Origin of the sequence: Bacillus sp. JH7 (assembly GCF_001563515.1) — a bacterium.
Classification (GTDB): Bacteria; Bacillota; Bacilli; order Bacillales; family Bacillaceae_G; genus Bacillus_A; species Bacillus_A cereus.
In genome coordinates, this window is record NZ_LPUS01000001.1 from 3,161,226 (window position 1) to 3,181,528 (window position 20,303).

Below are 20,303 nucleotides of genomic sequence, written 5' to 3' on the forward strand. Positions count from 1 at the left end.
TGTTACTCTTATTTAAAATAGATGTCAACCGTAGCCTACAATTTTTTCAAATGGTATGGCAAACTAACGTATATAAAGTGAAACTTTCATCAGTGGGGGTTTTGTTCATCCGCCACTGATTATTAGCCCTCACCAATCGGGCTGTCCGGCAAATAGCGGTATAAAATAAAAAACTTTACGTTTAAACGTAAAGTTTTTAATAAGTTATACAACCAGCGATTACAATCCCAATTGAAAGCGATAAAAACATAAGAAAAAGACCGACTGCTTGATTATCTTCTTCAAGACTTTTGTTTATATTAAAGCGTGGTGTAAGCCACTCAGCTAAATAAAAGACGATAATTTGAGCCAAAATCCCAACTGCTCCCCACGAAATCATATCAAGAAGTGAAATTGAATTAGCTGCTGTCGAATATAAAACGATAGCTAACCCAAGTAATCGCCCTCCAAGCACATAGCTTACCGCCTTATTCCCTTGAGCCATTAACTTAAATTCCTTAACTTTCGTTGTCACTTCCATCAAGAACAGACCAATACATAAAAGTCCAAGTGTTACTGCTAAATATAATAAAAAATTAATCATTTTTCCTCCTCCTTTTTATACCTACCGGTAAATAGTACGATTCATTTCCTGTAATCTTTTCTCCCGCGCGAATACCGATACTACTCGCTTTTCCAGCAATTAAAAAAGAACCAAACACATAGGACAGTTTCTCCATCCCCTTTTCTGTTTCCAAGGATACGACTGGCAGTTCTGTATACTTTTGAAATATCGGCAGTGCAGTTTTATACGTTTGATGTGCATTTTGAAGCATAATATTTTCATCCTTATCGCGAATCGTAATTGTATCTCCTTCTCTACCAAATGAAGGTTTTTGAACGAAAGAACCTTTTCCTAAAAATAAATCTGGTTCTAAATATGTAGGTAACATATATTCTTTAATCCACTGTTGTTCCTCGTTTGTATAAAAGACCTCTTCTTCTGCTAACCCCCAAATAAGACACTGAATCGATTTTGGCTGAAGTAAAAATGCTGACAAAGGATTTATTATAAAAAGCTTTCCGGCTTTTACAAGTTGCAGCAGTTCCACACCTACCAAATCTCCTGTTTCAGGATCTTGATCCTCAATTAAATCTTCTATCGGATATGTTTGGCGATATAAAACATCAATCTTCGCCCCATCTTTATCAACTAGAGCATCTTTTGTAATTCTAAGTTCTGACATTGGCACTACTTTATTTTCAACATGGCATAGCTGACTCAAATACATAGTCGTATTCCAATCCTCGATATGTTCATGATGTGCTGTAAAAACAACATTTGGATTGTCTAATTCCTTTGTCGCTTCCATTACAGCTTTCGTAACACCAGAAGATAGCAATCGTTCTTGATCTGAGTTTGGATCATCATAGCCTAGATTTTCACAAACTTTTCCATTCATTTGAAAACATTCCACAATAAAAGTTGGTGTATCACTATTAAACTCAAGCATTTTAATTTTGTTATCCTCTGTTACAGCAAAATCAAATCGCGAAATTACAGATTCAGGATAAAGCCCTTTCATTCTAATGAATGATAAACTCGCGGATGGAAAGCCAAGATCTAGAAGCTGTTCGTCACTTAAATTACGCAGCAGTCTAGCAGTCTTAAAAAATATTTTCCCCATTCGTTCAGTCGCTAAGTGTAATTGGTCCAAAGTCTGATTTGTTATAGAAAAAACATGAAACAAACTATACTCACATTCATATAAATCCGACCAAAAATTCGGATATTTTAAATAAAATTCTTTTCGATCCCTTATGTATTGCGACATATTTTAGCCCCCAAATCCTCCCTTTGAACCGCTTCCAATTCCACCTTTAAATTCAGCAGACGATTGATACGATTTAAACGCCGATGAATTTTTAAAAGTGGATTTATTTTGATAGTATCGCCCACCATAGAAATAATGCCCACGATAACCTGAACTACTATCATCACACTGCCATACCCCAAGTTCATCATCCCAATCCCAATCAGAACAACTATTATCATTCGGTTTTGGGGGAAGATCTTGTGCGCAACCAAATAAAGTGCCAGTCATTAAAGACGTTACGACACCACCTACTAACCATTTCGTTTTTGTCACCTTCGCACTCCCCTTTTTAAATTCTATTCCTATTATATAGGATGGCATGATAAAGTAGAAGAAAAAGGAAGAAGAGGGATTAAATGCGCTTAGAATATCGACTTAATGATGAAACGAAAGGGTATCCTGCTTTATGGAACTACGCCAATATTTCTAATTCTGAAATTATCGCACGCATGACTTGTGAATATTTTATTAAAGAGAAAAATACTTATGTTGTTACTGCAACTTCGGTTGATCCAGACGGAACAGCAGTTATTTATATTCAAAAAGAAGTTTTCGCCAATGACCCTTCAGACCCTACATACTCCCACATCGGTTTTGAAATTAGAGAACTAAGTGAAACGAGTTCAAGCTTAGTAGATAGTCAAGATGTATGGAACTACGAAGAAATTTTACCATCTCTTCATTCAGATATTATATATATTCAGCGAGACGGCATGTCTATGGAATTCTCCTTGGATTCAAGAGAGATTGATGAAGACAGAAAGTGCTACATTTATTACGGAAACTTCACAGGTGAATCAAGATAATATTAATATATCTATGCAACAAAAAAACCTTACGTATAAAACGTAAGGTTTTTATATAGCCCCACATATGCCGTTCTCTCTAGATGTCCATAAACCTGCTCTCACAGGTGGATGCCCTCACAAATGTTTGTAACTTCCTTCTTAAAAAGATGGCATGTTAGCTACATTTAAATATTGAACTTCCATATTAAACTTATTGGTTTAAGACATGCATAAGCTACGTACACCGTAGGAATTTTATATAAGGTTAGTTGAAATAAGACCCCCGCACGTGCCGCTCCTCGTAAATGTCCAAAAACCCGCTACTCGCAGGTGGATGCCCTCACAGTTACCGTACATCTTCCTCCACAAGGAAGGCTTGATGATGGTCGCTAAATATTGAGCTTCCGTATAACTAACATCGGTTTTAGACATAAATAAGTTACGCACACCGCAGGATGTATTATTTACTTGTCGTTATATTATCACATTGTTTCCAATGTGTAAAATACAAAGTTTTTCGAGCAATCTCTTGCTTGTGACCTTATTTTAATACAAATTATTTTTGCATGCAAGTGATTAATCTTCTTCTTTTGCAATTTGATTTTCTGGATAAGAAATCCAATCACTCCAGCTACCTGCATACAATTTAACATTTTGGAATCCAGCTAATTTTAATGCAAGGATGTTTGGACACGCTGTAACACCAGAACCACAATATACAATGGTTTCCTTATCTTTCGACAGGTTTTGGAATCGTTCTTGTTGGTCAGCTTTATTCTTAAATTGTCCTGATTGCAACATTCCATCCTTCCAAAAATGGTTTACTGCTGTTGGAATATGTCCTGCTTTATGATCGACAAGTTCCTCTACACCAGCATAACGTTTCGGCTCTCTTGAATCAATTAATGTAACATCCGCACCTGCACGGATATTCTCTCTGACCGTTTCCATCGTTACAAGCATATGATCTTGTATATTAGCTTTGAATGTTTTTCGTATAGCAACAGGAATTTCCGCTGTTGTCGGTAGTCCATTCTCTTTCCAAGCCTGGAAACCACCATCTAATATATATACTTTCTCATGTCCTACATAGTTACATAACCACCATAAACGAGCAGCATTTGCACCGGCTTGACTGTCATACGCAATTACTGTCGTATGTTCATCAATACCAGCCTTCGAAAGCTTGTCTGCAAACTCCTCAATATTTGGTAAAGGATGGCGGCCACCATGTTCTGCTATAGGACTTGATAAATCTAAATTCAAATCAAAATATAACGCATGAGGAATATGTCCTTCTTCATACTTTTCTCTACCCCAATTAGGATTCGCTAAATCAAAACGACAATCGATTATACGGACATTCTCATCTTCTATATGCTCACGTAACCATTCGACTGTAACTATCATCTTTAACGACCTTCTTTCTCTTTCAAACGACTTACATACTCCATAACCATTTCTTCTGTAACATATTTACGCTGCAAGGTAACACCATTTTTTGCAAGATCATTAATCTGCTTCGTTACAACATTAATTACATCAACCGAAAATTCTTTCCCATTTGACGCAAGAGATACGGCAGCTTCAATAGCTGCTTCACGCTGTGCATCTAATTGTAAACATGCTTTTACACTTTCATTTTGTTTACGAGAATGTGCTGTAATTGCTTTATGTACTTCCATCTTCTCTTCCCCCTAAATAGTTATACGTTTTTATTCAATTCCATTGCAAGCCGGATCATATCACGACATACAATTCCATTTTCAATAATCTCTTCTTCATAATGCTTCGAAAAGTAATCAAAATCAATAGAAAAAATACGAAATCCACATTTTTGATATAAAGCAAGTTGTGAAACACTAGAATTGCCTGTACCAACTTCAAGTTTTGACATACCATATCCTTTAGCAGTTTCTACAGCATGCCTTAATAGCTTCTTCCCAATCCCTTTTCCTTGCAAATGCTCTGCAACCGCAATATTCATGATTTCCATCGTCTTTGGCCTTGTTTCCAAAAGAACATATACACCGATAACGCTCCCCCCCTGCTTAGCTACGTATGTTAATCCTCTTTGTACATACGTAGCTATTTGCCGTTCACTTGGATCAGCAAGTAACAATAAAGCCTTCGGTATAGCCTCTTTTGAAATACGTTCTATTACAACAGACATAAAAAATTCCCCCTTCTCTATTGTTCTAAACCCTCCTTGTCTACCATAAATAATAGAAAGGAGGGATTCACCATGGACAACAATGAGAAAAAATGCAACGTCATCTCTATTGATGGAAAGAAGAAGAAAAGCGACACGTATTCCTATCCAAAATTAGTAGTTGAAAACAAAACATATGAATTTTCTTCATTCGTCTTATGCGGTGAAACACCAGATGGCAGACGACTCGTTCTTACTCATATGATTTCTACCGATGAATTTGCTGGATTTGTAAAATCTTTAGATACTGTACTTCAAAAGAAAATTGAACGAATCTTTTTCTCATAACGACTATATAACATAAATTTCTTTTTCAATCTCTACTAACTGCTTTTGCAATTGTTCTTTACTTTGTTCATATAGAGATACATCGATCGTTTCAGCCAATGCAAACAATATACTTTCATAATAGTTCATCACATCTTGCTGCATCACTTTTTCGAATAAATTCCACTTCATATCCCACTCTTGCTTATAATGATGAACAAATAAATGTTTTTCATCAGCTACATAGTTTGATACGAGCGGTTCTAATACAGATTTAGCGTCTTCTTGCATAAAAGCCTTGTCATTCTTTTCAAAAAAGCTTTTCTCATTTTTAAAATGTGCCAGTGCTTTTTTGAAATCTTTTATTTCAACTGAAGGGAACGGTTCTTTATGTGTAATATCTTTGTATTCATACTCCACTGTTCCATTCATAGAAATTGATTCATTTTCTACTTTACAGTTCACTACAATTTCATCCTTTGCACGCTTCATCGCTTCGTCTATCCATTTTTCAAGGCGTAATGATGTCGCACGCATTTCTTGTAATAAATCATGCTGAATAAATGCTACTAATTCCATAACACACTGTTGCAATTGTGTTTTCACATTTCCATCCGTTCGAAGTGATGCCGGATTAATAAATTCAGTAAACACATCATTATAGCGGAGGAATAGACGCTGTTGCACGTAATAAAGCAACTCTTTCACTTCATTTTGCATCGCCTGTTCTTCAGCAAGTACACTATATGAAGAAATGATATGAAGTAGTTGATCACGCTCTGCTTCATATTTTTTCGTTTGCTTCTCTTTCTCTTCATTCCCCTGCTTTGCACCCTTTATCATGTTTACTAAAAGCTGATCTGCCCCTTGCAACGCACCATATAGAGCATGCACAGAAACAAGCATTAAATCTCTCATCATAAAGGACGTAAATGATTCCTCAAACTTAGTAATCCCAGAGTTTTGTAAAATACCATACTTCTCTTTTTCAACATTCTTTCCTTGTTTCTCTTCAAGCGCACATAAACTTGAAATTGCAAATAAACGCGGATTTCTAATACCGTATTGCAGTAGCTGATCTGCGATATAACCTTTTACCATTTCAAGTTCTTCTTCAGACTCTGCTAAATCCGCAGCATTAATTAAGAAGAACATTTTATCAAGGGCAAAAGTATCCTTTACACGACCAAGCTGAATTAAAAATTCACGGTCAGCACGAGAGAATACATGGTTATAATATGTTACAAATAAAATAGCATCTGCGTTTTTAATATACTGAAATGCAACATCCGTATGGCGAGCATTGATAGAATCCGCTCCAGGTGTGTCTACAAGCGCTACTCCCTGCCTTGTTAAAGCACAATCATAATAAAGTTCCATATACTCAACGAAGCATGATTTCTCTTCATTCGCTACATAATCAGAGAACTCTTCTAATGTAACTTGTACTTGTTCTCCTAAATAAGTAGAAACTGCATCATACCCTTTTTGTACCGCTCGTAAAAAGCTAAATGTTGTTTTTTGCTTCCCAGTTGGTGAAGGATATTTCATAACTTTATCAATTTGTGCTAACGCTTCATCTAACGTAGCAATCTCATAATGAAACAGCTTATAAACAGCTTTCATATCTTCTAATAACGCTTGCTTTGATTTAAACTGAACAATTACTGTTCCATGTGGTTTTCCCTCTGTAACCGGCAAAATTTGATTAATCGTTGCCGTCGTCGGGTTTGGTGATACAGGAAGTACTTTCTCACCGAGTAAGGCATTGGCAAATGATGATTTTCCAGCACTAAATGCCCCGAATAACGCTACTGTAAATTGTTTTGTTTCTACACGTCTTCTTTTCTCTATTACCTCTTGCTGTACATGTTTCAGCGCTGGCAATGGCTCTAATATCGTTTCAGCTTTTTTCACTTTCTCTAATATCCGCTGAATATTTAAAGCCGCCGTTCCTTTCAGCTCTTCTTCATGAATCGCTACGTTATCATTTACGATTTTCTGCTCTTGTAGTGTAAATTTCTCACTAACAATTTGCTTTTCCCTTTGCAATATCTCATCTATTTGCAAACCTTCAGGCGTAGCAACATGATCGTGCCAAACATTTCGTAAATAGTCTTCATATGCCGCCAAATTGTTATTGTATTGTAATTGTGTTTCTTTCGCCGTTTGCAACATCGTATATGTTTCAATCTCTTCTTCAATACGAGCAACTGCTTCCCTCACCTTTTGCTTTAAAACGACCGCACTTTTATCAAAAATTTGCTGTGCTTTTATAAAATAACGCTTCTTTAGTTCATTCGCTACATCCGCTGTATAAAGAAGTAAGTAATCACCTGTGAAACCTGCGCCTTGTTTAATTACCTCAGCCAACATTTCTGGTCCGAAAGCAATTTCTAACCCATATATGTCTTTCCCAATTTCCTCCGTGAACAATCCTTCTTCTTTTAAGAAGGCTACAATAAATTCCTTCACATGAAAATCAAGCTGCGTTTCAACAGTCTTTTGAAGGGCAGAATAAAACGCCTCTACACGCCTTTGTTTTTCTTGCTCCGTCTTTCCTTTCGCAAATAGCAAACCGACTTTAAACTTTGTTAATTTCGTTTCTAAGTACGCATTTGCCAATTCTCTCATTTCAAATGGCATTAAATACGCGTTATCTAATATAGCTTGTAGGCCTTTTATAAATTCATTTCTCACATGAGACTCTTTACTTGCCTCACGATTTTTCGCTTCCGTTAACTCTTCCTTCTTTTCAACTACCTCTGAAATAGAAAGTGGTGATGCTAACTCTTCCTCATATTTCAAAAGAGCTTTTTCATTTTCAGAAACAATAAACGAGAAATGTTCCCCCATTAAATATTCTGTTTCTCGCTCCATTCCAGTCCTTACATACTGCTCTTTTTCTTTCATAATAGAAGTAATTAACGTTTCTAAGCTTCCAATTTCATTATGTGGATGGTTCATCATTCGTAATGACGTATAATATACTCCATCTACTTCAATATCCCAGTTAGAGAACGATTGCTTTACACTATCTTTATAATTCTCAAACGACAATTCATTTTCTTTATGTTTATCTATTTGATTGACAACGAGATAAACCGTTTTATTACGTTGTTTCAATTCTTTAACAAATTGCAAATTCACTTCCGATTGGACGTGATTATAATCCATCATATAAAAAATTACGTCTGCTAGATGTAGCGTTGATTCTGTCGCTAATTGATGGGCATCATCTGTTGAGTCAATCCCTGGTGTATCTACTAACATAACACCTTCAGGAATTGGCGCATCATTCCGATAAATGTGAACACCAATTACCTCATCACCATCTTTACAAATTTGTTTTAATTCTTCAGCTGAATATGCACCGTCATACTCGTACTGTTCTCCAGATTTAACCGTTACAACAACACGATCCATTCCTTTTTCAATTTTGACAACGTTAGCGCTTGTCGGAATTGGACTTGTTGGTAACAACTGCGCTTTATATAGATGATTCATCATCGTTGATTTCCCTGCAGAGAAGTGACCACAGAACGCTATCATAAGCTGTTCTTGTTTATATTTTTGAATCACCTCAAACAACTTTAAACTATTCTCTGCATCGCCGTGTTTTTGCCACTCTTCATAAAAACAAACAAGTTTTTTCATACCGTTTGTCTGTACTATGTTTGTCATCCCCTTGTTCCCCTTTATCCAAGATGTATATACTTTTCCCCGCTATTTGCGAGCTCATAACCAGTGAGAGTTACACCTACCCATTGATTACAGTTTCACTTTACTATCATACTAAATTTTCAGCATATTCTCATTAAAAATAAAAAATCCCTTTCATTCTTTTTACAAATGAAAGGGATTTTATGTCATATCACTCATTTTGCTGTTCCTACTCCATTTAAAACATACTTCGCAATAACTGCATATACAGCGACTGTACCTGCTACTAATGCATATACCATACTTACACACCAACCTTTTTGATAATGATTATCAATTTTAAATATATTTTATCATTAAAGAGAATCATTATCAACACTTTTCATAAAGAAAGCTCCTTATAAGAAGGAGCTTTACTGCCTGTTTTGAAAAAGGTTAAAACTTGTTGTGCACTCTTATTATATCTCATCCTACATAACTTAACAGTTTAAAAAAATGGAAATATCCCCTATCCCCTCCATCTTACATTTTGTATAATAAAAGGGAATTACTTAACAAGGAGGAAAAAAATGACACAAAATATTTCACAAGGCGAGAGGATCCACTCCATCGATATTATTAGGGGAATAGCTGTACTAGGTATTTTTCTTGTGAACTGGCCTGTTATCGCTGGGATTGACTCACGTGATATTTCAGGAGTTTATGAAGGGCTAGATAGCTATATCCGTCTATTTTACGATATGTTTATTCAAACAAAGTTTTATACTATCTTTTCTTTTTTATTTGGCCTAGGCTTTTACATTTTTATGACTCGTGCTGAAGCAAAAACAGATCATCCGAAAATTTTATTTGTTCGCCGCTTACTTATTTTATTATTATTTGGTTTCTTACATTACGTTCTTTTATGGGACGGAGACATTTTACATACTTATGCGATTGCTGGATTTTTCTTATTTTTATTTTATAAGAGAGAACCTCGTACTATTTTAATATGGGCTATCGTTTTATTGAGTATTTTTCAATTCATTATGCTAATGGCTGGTATTACAGTTGCATTGGTACCAAAGGAAGAGCTAGGTTTTTCCTTACCTATCATGCCATTAGAAGATTGGCTGTCACAAATACAAAATCGTTTCCATGCATTTTACGCTGATGGAATTGGATTAAATTTACTTATGCTTCCAGAAACAGTTGGGCTGTTTTTACTTGGTTTATACGCCGGGAAAAAGGATATTTTCCGCCGCGCGAAAGAGTTAGATTCAAAGCTTAAAAAATGGCAAATTATTATGTTCCTTTTTACATTACCAATGTGGTTCTTCATGGTCCGTTACTTCTTATCAAAACCATTTTATGAACCAATTTATATGCAGGTCTTTACAATGTTTAGCGGAAAAACGTTATTCATATTCTACATTTTCACACTAATGCGTTTATTACAAAAAGAAAAATGGCAAACGTTATTACGTCCGTTCCAACACGTTGGACGAATGGCATTAACAAATTACATCTCGCATACAATTGTTACATTACTTGTATTTGGTCTATTCCTTAAAAATTATTATCCTGCTCCATTATGGGTTGGACCAATATTCTGCATTAGTTTCTACACGTTACAAATCTTTATTAGCCGCTGGTGGCTTTCACATTACCAATACGGGCCACTTGAGTACATTTGGCGTCTTGGTACGTACGGGAAAATGATGCCACTTAAAAAGAAAAGCAAGGTCTCATAACGAGACCTTGCTTTTTCACGCTTCTCTTACTACACTTTGCATAGATACTGGCTCTTCTTCTACTTTCACTTTGCGCTGCGGCACCATATTAAATACGATATTTAAAAGTACTGCTGACGCACTTCCAAGTACAATTCCGTTATCTGTTAAAATACGAATGCTTTCTGGAAGTTGTGAAAATAATGTAGGAACGACTGTTACGCCAAGCCCAATTCCGACAGAACATGCAACGATTAATAAATTTTCTTGTTTACCAAAATCAACGCTACTTAACATTTTAATACCATATGCCATTACCATACCGAACATTGCTAACATCGCACCGCCCAGTACTGATTTCGGAATGATTGTTGTAATAGCTGCGATTTTTGGAATGAATCCAAGAACGATTAACATACCACCACAAGTATAAATAATAACGCGATTTCTTACTCCAGTTAATTGAACAAGCCCTACGTTTTGAGAATATGTTGTATATGGGAACGCGTTGAAAATACCACCTAACACCATCGCTAATCCTTCTGCTCGATAGCCTTTTGTTAATTCTTTTTCACCAATCTTTTTATTGCAAATATCAGATAATGCAAAGTATACACCTGTTGCTTCTACAATCCCTACGCAAGCAACTAAAATCATCGTAATAATTGGCGTCAATTCAAATGTTGGTGTACCGAAGTAAAATGGCTGAATACCATGGAACCAATCTGCTTCTCCAACTGCTTGCAAGCTTACTTTCCCCATAAATGCTGCAACGATTGTACCGAACAATAAACCTAGCAAAATAGAGATTGAACGAATAAATCCGTCGAAGAAACGATACATAATGATGATAAATAGTAACACACCAAATGCTAATGCTAAATTTTCAAGACTACCGAAATCTTTACTTCCTACTCCTCCAGCCATATCATTAATAGCAGCTGGAACAAGTGTAACTCCAATTACAGTAACGACAGATCCTGTGACAACAGGGGGAAACAGTTTTACAAGCTTTCCAAATAATTTTGCAAAAATAACAACGAATAACCCGGCAGCAATAATTGCTCCATAAATAGAAGACACACCGTATTGTTTCCCGATTGCAATCATCGGTCCAACCGCTGTAAATGTACAACCAAGTACAACGGGAAGTCCTATACCGAAAAAGCGATTTGATAATGCTTGTAAAATTGTCGCAACGCCGCACATTAATAAATCAATTGAGACTAAATATGTTAACTCTTTTTGATTCAAACCAAGTCCACCGCCCACAATAAGCGGAACGATAATTGCTCCAGCATACATTGCAAGCATATGCTGCATACCAAGCGATGCAATTTTAAATGGATGCTGCTTCATCGTTTATTTCACCTCCGCAGTTTCTTGCTGTACAAATGTAACTGTGCCGTTATCAAGTGATGCAATTTCTGCTAGTGATTCAACACGAACGCCTTGTTCACGAAGCTTCTTTCCTCCATCTTGAAATGCTTTTTCAATAACAATTCCAATTCCTGCAATACTCGCTCCGGCTTGCTCTACTAAACTCATTAAACCTAAAGCAGCCTGACCGTTTGCTAAAAAGTCATCGATGATTAATACACGATCATTTTCATCGATATGATTTCGAGATAATGAAATTTCATTTGTTTCTTGTTTTGTAAATGAATATACGTTTGCAACGTACATATTATCTTGTAACGTTAACGATTTACGTTTTCGTGCAAAAATTACTTTTACACCAAGCTCTAATGCAGCCATAACCGATGGTGCAATGCCTGAAGATTCAATCGTCACGATTTTTGTAATGTTCTCTTCTTTAAAACGTTTAGCAAATTCTTTTCCGATTTCTTGCATAAGTACTGGATCAATTTGATGATTTAAAAAAGCATCTACCTTTAATACGTCACCAGATAAAACCTTTCCTTCGTTCAAAATCTTTTCTTGTAATACTTTCATGTTTGTTCCCCCTCTTATGCAATAAAAAAACTCCAAAAGCCGCCACCACTCGTTACAAGTGAGAGACGCGCTTTTGGAGTTTCGCAAAAAAAGAATGCTAAACAAGCAATTATATTCGTCCTCACTCATAGTCAAAGTATTTACGGTACTTCGGTAGAAACTTGCAGGCCATATCCCCGCGATTATATGAGTGTAGCTAACTATTTATTTTATAGAAGGATTATAACGTACTTTTTATGCTTTGAAAAGCATTTATCAAAAAAACACGTACAAATTTTTAAAAACCACTATCTTTGTTCGAGTTTTGCAAACTCTTTCATTCCCAATTACAACTTCGTTAAAATGATTGGCCCATCTTTTGTAATCGCAATTGTATGCTCATATTGAGCTGATAATTTCCCGTCCATCGTTCGTACAGTCCACCCATTTAAATCTACTTTAGAATATCGCATACCTATATTTACAATCGGTTCAATTGTAATTACCATTCCTTCTTGTAACTGAGGTCCTTGTCCTTGTTTCCCAAAATGAAAAATTGCTGGTTCTTCATGAATCTCTTTACCAATCCCATGTCCCGTAAAGTCTCTTGCGACAGAAAAACCTTCATTTGTTACATAACTTTCAATTGCATAGCCAATGTCTCCTACATGATTACCAATTACCGCCTGATCAATCCCTTTATACAAAGCATTCTCAGCTACTAACAACAACTTTTCTGCTTCATCAGAAACTTTTCCAACTCTATACGTCCAAGCAGAATCTGAAAGGCCCCCATTTAAGTTTACTACCGTGTCAATTGTTACAATATTACCCTCAGTTAAAGGAACATCGGCCGGAAACGCATGACACATTTCATCGTTTACAGATGCACATATCGCATATGGATACCCGTTGTAACCTTTCTGTTCAGATGTGGCACCATGCTTTTTTAAATACATTTCAACAAACGTATCAATCTCTTGTGTCGTTATACCTGGCTTTATCATTTTCGCAATTTCTTTATGACATGAAGCAAGTAATTTTCCAGATTCATGCATCAAATCTATTTCATTTTTCGTTTTAATTGTAATCATACTACCTCTACCTTTCCTTGCTAAACCTACTATTTGCTACTAAACTTCTATCATACACACCCTCTACCAAAATTTCAAAAGCCTCAATTACAACAAGTAAACAATATGTATCATATATTTCTAAATCAAAATAAAAAAACAGAAGATCCTCTGTTTTTTAATCACGTTTACATATATAGTTCATTTTCAAGAACTCAAAACAACCACCATTTGTTTTCTGTATAAACGTTCCAACCGCTTCAAATCCCGCCCTTTTATACACTTTTATCGCTCTCTCATTAAATGTCGCTACTGATAGTGTTATATATTTGCATCCGTATTTTTCTTTGCTAAAAGCTAGTCCAGCATTCACGAACTGTAAACCAAATCCATTACCAGTTATATTAGGTCTCATTCCAAGTCCTATATCAACCGTTCCATTATTTATTTTACAAACCGTAAAGAACCCAATGAGAGTACCATTTTCTTTCACAGAAAACACATGATTCCCTCTACTCTCACCCTCTAAAAACTCAGCTAAATCTTCTTCATCTGCCTCTATATCGTAAAAGGAATATTCCCCTTTATAATGCCAGTTATACGCGATTTCCTCCGCTTCTTCTTGCTTCATTACTGTATATGTATACCCCATTCTCTCATCCCCTTTAATAAAAAGAGCTGCAATTAAGCAGCTCTTTTTTTACAACTCATAAATCTCTTTATATTTCGTTTCTAAATAATCTGCTAAGTAATTTGCATTTAGCCCTTCGCCTGTTACATCTTCTAAAATTTCAAGTGGCTTTTTCGTTTTACCATATTGGTGAATATGTTCTGTTAACCATTCACGAATTGGTGTTACGTTTCCTTCTTCTAACAATGCATCAAAGTTCGGAATGTCTTTTAACATTCTTTGCTTAAATTGCGCTGCATACATGTAACCAAGCGCATAAGATGGGAAGTATCCAAATGAGCCACCAGCCCAGTGAACATCTTGCAATACACCTTGCGCATCATTTTCCGGACGAATTCCTAAATATGCTTCCATCTTATCATTCCAAGCTGCTGGTAAGTCCTTCACTTGTAATGTACCATCAAATAATTCTTTCTCTAATTCATAACGCACCATAACATGAAGCGGGTATGTAAGCTCATCTGCTTCTATACGAATGAATGACGGCTTTGATTCGTTAATTGCATCATAAAATTCATCGACTGACATATCATCAAATTGACCATTGCTATACTCTTTTAATAAATCATAATTTTTCTTCCAGAATGATTTATTACGGCCGATAAAGTTCTCAAAGAATAATGATTGTGATTCGTGAATACCCATAGATGTACCACTGCAAAGTGGTGTACCTTCAAATTGTTCTGCAATGTTTTGTTCATATACTGCATGACCACATTCATGAATTGTTCCAAACACAGCCATGCGGAAATCCTTTTCGTCATAGCGTGTCGTAATACGAACATCCCCTCTATTTAATGTAATCTCGAATGGATGTACTGTTTCATCAAGACGACCTGCTTCAAAGTCATAATTCAATTGCTTTAATAGTTCTAATATAAAGTTCTTTTGTTTTTCTTTTGAAAATTTTTCCGATAAAGCACTTGTTTTTAATCCTTTTTTAGACTCAGAGATTTCTTTTACAAGCGGCACGATGCGCTCACGAAGTTGACCAAATACGTGATCTAAAACTTCTACTGTAATACCTGGCTCATACATGTCTAATAATGTATTGTATTTATATGTTTCGTAACCCCAATATGTAATAAATTTCTTTTTAAATTCAACAATTTTTTCTAAGTACGGGCGGAACATTTCGAAATCAGATTTTTCGCGAGCTTCTTCCCACACACTCTCTGCTTTCGCTTCTAATTTCACATACGCTTCGTATTCCGCTTGTGGAATTTTCTTATTTCTATCATATTCTTTACGACACTCTTCAACCATTTTCTTCGTCGTTTCAGAAAGTTTATCTTCACGTATTAAAGCTTCAAGCTCTGTTAAATAGTTCCCCATCTCATCTGAAGTCGACATGGCAAATACTTCTGATGAAAGCATGCCAATTACTTCTGAACGCTGGTCTACACCTTTTTTAGGCGCCCCTGTTCTCAAGTCCCAAAACATTAAGCTTAATGCTTCTCCGTAATTTTGTATCTTCTTCACGTATGTTAAAAATTGTTTTTCTACTTCATATGTAGCTACTGTCATTGTATAAAAACCTCCTTTTTCTACCTCAAACTTAATTCGACATGAAAATCTAATTTCCTTTTATAATAGAAAAAAAGCTTGGCAAGCGCCAAGCTTTCTCCTTATAATTCTTTACCTTCTACTGGTAGTACGTTTTTCACCGCTTCTATCACTTTCTCATCTTCTGTATCAGATAAGAAGATTGATATAGCACCTTTATCGTCGCTCGTACGAATTAAACGACCAATCCCTTGACGAAGACGTAAAATCATATATGGTACATCTACATCCCAGAACGGGTCATTCACATGTTTACGCTTCGCTTCAAACACAGGATCGTTTGGAGGGAATGGTAATGACCAAATGATAACATGTGATAATGATGAACCAGGAATATCTAAACCTTCCCATAAATGAACGGCACAAAGTACAGTCTCTTCTTCATTTTGGAAACGAGAAACGAGCTGACTAATTTCTTGATCCCCTTCATATAAGAACGGAACTGACATTTGTTCTTTACTTACATATTCTTTAAACGCTGCAAGTTCTTGCGTTGTACGGAATAATACAAGTGTACGTCCGTTTGTTTTCTGTATATTTTCAAGTGTATATTGACACTTTCTTTCCCACTCATTTTCTTTCGTATGCGATAGTAAGTTTACTGCCATTTGCTCTTCATAATCAAATGGTGAGGCAACTGAGAATGATAAGTAATCTTTTACCCCTAGGCTATTTGCTGTAAATGCGAATGAATCGTTATTAGATAATGTAGCAGATGAGAAGATATACGGGATTTTCTTCGAGAATACTTTCTCTTGTAATACTTCTTCAACTGCACGTGGCATAATTACTAACGTGAAGGCTCCATCACCTTCTTCACCCCATGTAATTACATTTTTCTCATGCATGAATAGACGAAGTGAATGTTCTAATACATCTAAATGTTCATCAACGATATTTAAATCATACGTATTTACTGTATGCATTTCACTTTCAAATACTAACGCATCACCGACTTCACCAATTTTCGCATAAAGTCGTTTTGCTTCAGCTGTTACTTTTTCTGTCACAGTAATTTCTAAACGATCAGAACCGGCAATTTCTTTTTTGTTTTCTTGTAACACATCAAAGAATCGCTCTGTTTGCCAAATTGTTTCTTCTACTAAATGTGCAAACTCTTCACGAATATCGTTTTGTAATAATCTCGTTAAAAGTTGCTCCATCATCGTTTGCTTTAAACGATATGTTAAAGCTTTTTGAGCTGCATATTCTACAAGATGTCCTTCATCGAATACAACACAACTACTTTCTGGTAATAATGGAATTTGTCCTTCACGCTTTCGAGCATCGTACGTCCAAATATGATCCATATAAAAATCTTGAGAACAAATAATTAAATCTGCTGCTTTACGATAATGTTCACGTGAAAGAGTTTGACCGCAACGATGACGAGAATCACAAGTGAAGCAATCTTGGAAGTAATCCCAATTTACTTTTGACCATTCTTCGTCATTTAATAGTGGAAATTCTTTTCGATCACCATAGTGAGTAAAGTTTTGCATCGTACCATGATCAAATACGAATTGTGGTAATTCATAATATACGTCTTCAATTACTTCTGGAGCTCGTCCACTCATAACATCTTCAAGCTTACGTAAACATAAATAATTATCCATTGATTTCGCAAGTCTTACATCTACAGATAAGCCTAACGCTTCAGATAATTTCGCAATGTCTCCTTCTTCTTTCACAAGCTGCTCAATTAACGTTTCATCTGCACAAGCAATTATAGCTGGTTTTCCAGTATAACGCGCATAGCAAATTGCATATAGAAGATATACAATAGTTTTCCCTGTTCCTACACCCGCTTCTGCGAACATAACTTTCTTTTCTTGGAAAGCACGCTCTAATTGAAACGCCATAAAAATTTGTTCATCACGCTCTTCAAAACCTTTTTCCGGAAGGATGTCGTAAAACACATCTCCAATCCACTCATTCAACTTATCATAAAAATTGTCTTGTTTTCCTACTTCAAATGGTAATCTCTTCTCAGTAAACATCCTTAGCCTCCAACCAAAAAGTTTTTCTATAAAAAGATATAGTAACCGCTACTCATATGTGTGCAGCTACTTTCCCCTGTTGCCATACATATAAATACACGAAAAAAAATTTTCCTTTCGAAAAAGGAAAATTTTCTTCTATATTAATGACTTTAAATACCTTTTATCAATCGCTGTTTCATGTGAAAGAGCTGACAAATATTCTTCTTGTGCTTTTTGTATTTCATCTACAATCGCATCTTGACTATCCACTTCTTTTCCGAGCTCATCATACGTACGGTGAATAGCTTTTTGAATCATTGATAATTGGAAATTATCCATATCACTTCCTCCTTTACGCATTACATAATAGCCAGTATATGCGCGCTGGAGGAGTTTTATACTATGAATTACGCGGTGGACGTTTTCCGAAGTACTGATAGTAATCTGTACGGATAAATCCGTTAAACAGTTTACGTTTCTTCGATGCATCTTTTCCATAGCACTTCTCAAATGCTTCGTAACTTGTTAATACATACGCTGACCATGTATCTAATGGGCGGAATACTTGTCCCATTTCTTTGTACAATTGTTCAACAAGTGCTTTTTCACTTAAACGTTCTCCGTATGGAGGATTCGTTACAACGTAGCCATAATCCTCTTTTGTTGTGAAATCTTTTACTTGCATTTGTTTAAATGTAATTAAATCGCCCAAGCCTACTTCTTCTGCATTATCTTGAGCAACTCGAATCATACGATGATCAATATCTGATCCAATGATTTGTAATCGTTGATCATAGTTCGCTAAATCTTCAGCTTCTTGACGAGCTTCACGCCAGTTTTGTTTACCTACCCAGCCCCACTCGTCAGATGCGAAACCACGGTTAAATCCTGGTGCGATGTTTTGTCCAATTAATGCTGCTTCAATCGGAATTGTACCTGATCCACAGAATGGATCAACAAATGGACGATCTGGCTTCCAGTTTGTTAATTTAATTAAAGACGCAGCTAATGTTTCTTTTAACGGAGCTTCCCCTTGATCCATACGGTATCCACGTTTATGAAGTCCAACACCGCTCGCATCAATTGTTAATGTTGCAATATCCTTGAGCATTGCAATCTCAATACGGAATAATGGACCATCTTCTTCAAACCAAGTTGTACGTTTATATGTTGTTTTTAATTTTTCAACGACAGCTTTTTTAACGATACGTTGGCAATCCGAAACACTGAATAATTCAGATTTTAAAGATTTACCAATAACAGGGAATTCACCATTCTCTGGAATATAATCTCCCCAGTTTAATGCTTTCGTTTTTTCAAATAGCTCATCAAATGTTGTTGCTTTAAATTCGCCAACTTTAATTTTTACACGGTCCGCAGTACGTAACCATAAATTCGTACGACAAATCGCCTTTTCATCTGCTTCAAATGTTACTTTGCTGTTTTCTACTTGACATTCATAACCAAGATCGCGAACTTCTCGGGCAACTAACGCTTCAATACCCATTGCCGCTGTTGCAATTAAAGTAACTTTTCCCATTTGCATTCACCTCTTATGTATATTCAAACAATAATTAATAGCAATTGGTCCTATTAATCATTACATTTTACGAAAAATTTTCTCATTAACCATTTTAACTCATACTTTATAACTTCATACAAATAAAAAGCCCTCCTCTAACAAAGGAGAGCTGAGTTATTTCATAGTTGGTTCATAACGTTCTGTAAGCCATGTTCTGTTCCTTTGTACTACAAACGGCCCACGCCTCGTACTCCGGTGGCAATCATCTATCTACAGGTTATAAAACCTGTCCTTTCCCGTCGTTCATTTCCTTGGAAAAGATTCCCCTACCATTATTTGGGTTTCTCGCTCGTGGGGTTTACCTCGTTCCACTCCTATCATTTCTTCAAGGACTTCGTCACTGTGGCACTTTAAAGGTAGTCAAACCATATCCGAAAGGACTTAGGTTTTTTCCCTGCCGTTAAACCAGCCTTACAGCCAGAATACCCTAGCTTATGAATTGGCTAGGCACGAACACTACAGCCATCTCAGGCCGTGCGAGCATGGACTTTCCTCTACAACGTTGGCGTTGCAGCGATTACCCAAACGTTATGACATCCATTAGTATAGTGGAAACAAAAAGATTTTGCAACGTTTTTTTCTATGTAAAATGCTTAAACCTTTTCCCACCTTACATCATTCGTATAACTTACTTCCAAATACAGCTTTTTCTAAGTTAGATAAGCGTTTTAAAATATCCGTATTCGTGTTGTTATAAACTGGTTGTGCAACTGGTGTTTGTACAGGTTGTTGTGGAACTTGCGTTACTGCTAGTTTTTGTTCCTCTAATTCACGCTTTAAACGAGCATTTTGTTGCTTTAATTGCTCAAACTCTTTGTGGAAAGCTTCATAGTCTTTAATGATCATATCAAGAAACTTGTCTACTTCTTCTTGCTGATAACCTCTCATACCTGTTTTAAATTCTTTTTCTAAAATATCTTTCGCTGTTAATTTAATTTTATCCGAAATCATTTTCTTCACCTCAAATTTTTACCAA

Annotated in this window: 19 protein-coding genes, 3 other RNA genes and 1 riboswitch; of the genes, 3 read left to right on the top strand and 19 right to left on the bottom strand. The window is 36.0% G+C overall.

The annotated features are described in order from the left end of the window. Nucleotides 1-196 precede the first annotated feature (196 nt). From AU379_RS15795 to AU379_RS15805, 3 genes are read right to left on the bottom strand one after another with little or no spacing between them, the layout of a single operon-like run. On the bottom strand, nt 197-583 hold the full coding sequence (locus AU379_RS15795; protein ID WP_000606857.1) for a DUF350 domain-containing protein: 387 nt from the start codon (nt 581-583) through the stop codon (nt 197-199). Then, nucleotides 576-1,814, bottom strand: coding sequence for a glutathionylspermidine synthase family protein (locus AU379_RS15800; RefSeq protein WP_000084935.1), 1,239 nt, complete (start codon nt 1,812-1,814; stop codon nt 576-578). Before AU379_RS15800 ends, AU379_RS15795 begins: the two co-directional genes overlap by 8 nt. A 3-nt stretch (nt 1,815-1,817) precedes the next feature. Beyond that, nucleotides 1,818-2,129, bottom strand: a complete 312-nt coding sequence (locus AU379_RS15805) for a hypothetical protein (RefSeq protein ID WP_000169030.1) — start codon at nt 2,127-2,129, stop codon at nt 1,818-1,820. An 83-nt stretch (nt 2,130-2,212) separates the two neighbouring features. Between AU379_RS15805 and AU379_RS15810 the strand changes: the two genes are divergently transcribed. After that, nucleotides 2,213-2,662 (top strand): hypothetical protein, encoded by a 450-nt coding sequence (locus AU379_RS15810; RefSeq protein ID WP_001235522.1) that lies wholly within the window; start codon nt 2,213-2,215, stop codon nt 2,660-2,662. A gap of 54 nt (nt 2,663-2,716) precedes the next feature. Here the strand turns inward: AU379_RS15810 and ssrS (AU379_RS15815) are convergent. The 5 genes from ssrS (AU379_RS15815) to AU379_RS15835 all read right to left on the bottom strand — a co-directional run bounded on the left by ssrS (AU379_RS15815) (nt 2,717) and on the right by AU379_RS15835 (nt 4,817). Further along, nucleotides 2,717-2,900: non-coding RNA, 6S RNA (ssrS, locus tag AU379_RS15815), on the bottom strand. A gap of 21 nt (nt 2,901-2,921) precedes the next feature. Then, nucleotides 2,922-3,104, bottom strand: a non-coding RNA gene (gene ssrS / locus AU379_RS15820) — 6S RNA. A 116-nt stretch (nt 3,105-3,220) separates the two neighbouring features. Continuing rightward, nucleotides 3,221-4,054, bottom strand: coding sequence for a sulfurtransferase (locus AU379_RS15825; RefSeq protein ID WP_061139481.1), 834 nt, complete (start codon nt 4,052-4,054; stop codon nt 3,221-3,223). Nucleotides 4,055-4,056: 2 nt separating this feature from the next. After that, nucleotides 4,057-4,329: a YpbS family protein gene (locus AU379_RS15830; RefSeq protein ID WP_000451818.1), complete on the bottom strand. Its 273-nt coding sequence runs from the start codon at nt 4,327-4,329 to the stop codon at nt 4,057-4,059. A gap of 20 nt (nt 4,330-4,349) precedes the next feature. After that, nucleotides 4,350-4,817 (bottom strand): GNAT family N-acetyltransferase, encoded by a 468-nt coding sequence (locus AU379_RS15835; RefSeq protein ID WP_061139482.1) that lies wholly within the window; start codon nt 4,815-4,817, stop codon nt 4,350-4,352. 72 nt (nt 4,818-4,889) lie between these two features. On the opposite strand from AU379_RS15835, the gene AU379_RS15840 reads away from it, so the two are divergent. Beyond that, nucleotides 4,890-5,144 carry a DUF3931 domain-containing protein gene (locus AU379_RS15840; RefSeq protein WP_000369740.1) on the top strand — a complete coding sequence of 85 codons (255 nt, stop codon included), beginning with the start codon at nt 4,890-4,892 and terminating at the stop codon, nt 5,142-5,144. Between the two features lie 3 nt (nt 5,145-5,147). Here AU379_RS15840 and AU379_RS15845 read toward each other — a convergent pair whose 3' ends face one another. Beyond that, nucleotides 5,148-8,807, bottom strand: coding sequence for a dynamin family protein (locus tag AU379_RS15845; protein ID WP_061139483.1), 3,660 nt, complete (start codon nt 8,805-8,807; stop codon nt 5,148-5,150). A 548-nt stretch (nt 8,808-9,355) separates the two neighbouring features. On the opposite strand from AU379_RS15845, the gene AU379_RS15850 reads away from it, so the two are divergent. Further along, nucleotides 9,356-10,519 carry a DUF418 domain-containing protein gene (locus tag AU379_RS15850; RefSeq protein ID WP_000193089.1) on the top strand — a complete coding sequence of 388 codons (1,164 nt, stop codon included), beginning with the start codon at nt 9,356-9,358 and terminating at the stop codon, nt 10,517-10,519. 15 nt (nt 10,520-10,534) lie between these two features. Here the strand turns inward: AU379_RS15850 and pbuX are convergent, their stop codons facing one another. The 10 genes from pbuX to gpsB form a co-directional block, all read right to left on the bottom strand. Next, nucleotides 10,535-11,857: a xanthine permease PbuX gene (gene pbuX / locus AU379_RS15855; RefSeq protein WP_061139484.1), complete on the bottom strand. Its 1,323-nt coding sequence runs from the start codon at nt 11,855-11,857 to the stop codon at nt 10,535-10,537. A 3-nt stretch (nt 11,858-11,860) separates the two neighbouring features. Further along, complete coding sequence (locus AU379_RS15860; RefSeq protein WP_000866496.1) at nt 11,861-12,454, bottom strand: xanthine phosphoribosyltransferase; 594 nt, start codon at nt 12,452-12,454, stop codon at nt 11,861-11,863. 108 nt (nt 12,455-12,562) lie between these two features. Further along, a riboswitch (purine riboswitch) is annotated at nt 12,563-12,664 on the bottom strand. A 116-nt stretch (nt 12,665-12,780) separates the two neighbouring features. Further along, entirely contained in the window at nt 12,781-13,527 is a 747-nt protein-coding gene (locus AU379_RS15865) for a type I methionyl aminopeptidase (RefSeq protein ID WP_000628415.1), read from the bottom strand. Between the two features lie 157 nt (nt 13,528-13,684). Beyond that, nucleotides 13,685-14,158 carry a GNAT family protein gene (locus tag AU379_RS15870; protein WP_000542516.1) on the bottom strand — a complete coding sequence of 158 codons (474 nt, stop codon included), beginning with the start codon at nt 14,156-14,158 and terminating at the stop codon, nt 13,685-13,687. A 48-nt stretch (nt 14,159-14,206) separates the two neighbouring features. Next, nucleotides 14,207-15,724: a carboxypeptidase gene (gene ypwA / locus AU379_RS15875; protein WP_061139485.1), complete on the bottom strand. Its 1,518-nt coding sequence runs from the start codon at nt 15,722-15,724 to the stop codon at nt 14,207-14,209. A 101-nt stretch (nt 15,725-15,825) separates the two neighbouring features. Continuing rightward, on the bottom strand, nt 15,826-17,763 hold the full coding sequence (locus tag AU379_RS15880; RefSeq protein WP_000493698.1) for an ATP-dependent DNA helicase: 1,938 nt from the start codon (nt 17,761-17,763) through the stop codon (nt 15,826-15,828). A gap of 138 nt (nt 17,764-17,901) precedes the next feature. Next, nucleotides 17,902-18,084 carry a DUF3921 family protein gene (locus AU379_RS15885; RefSeq protein ID WP_000368569.1) on the bottom strand — a complete coding sequence of 61 codons (183 nt, stop codon included), beginning with the start codon at nt 18,082-18,084 and terminating at the stop codon, nt 17,902-17,904. 61 nt (nt 18,085-18,145) lie between these two features. Beyond that, complete coding sequence (locus AU379_RS15890) at nt 18,146-19,285, bottom strand: class I SAM-dependent RNA methyltransferase (protein WP_000521224.1); 1,140 nt, start codon at nt 19,283-19,285, stop codon at nt 18,146-18,148. A gap of 180 nt (nt 19,286-19,465) precedes the next feature. Beyond that, nucleotides 19,466-19,856, bottom strand: an RNA gene (gene rnpB, locus AU379_RS15895) — RNase P RNA component class B. 86 nt (nt 19,857-19,942) lie between these two features. After that, the gene (gpsB, locus tag AU379_RS15900; RefSeq protein ID WP_000622431.1) at nt 19,943-20,278 is read right to left on the bottom strand and encodes a cell division regulator GpsB; all 336 of its coding nucleotides are present in this window, start codon (nt 20,276-20,278) and stop codon (nt 19,943-19,945) included. Nucleotides 20,279-20,303 lie beyond the last annotated feature (25 nt).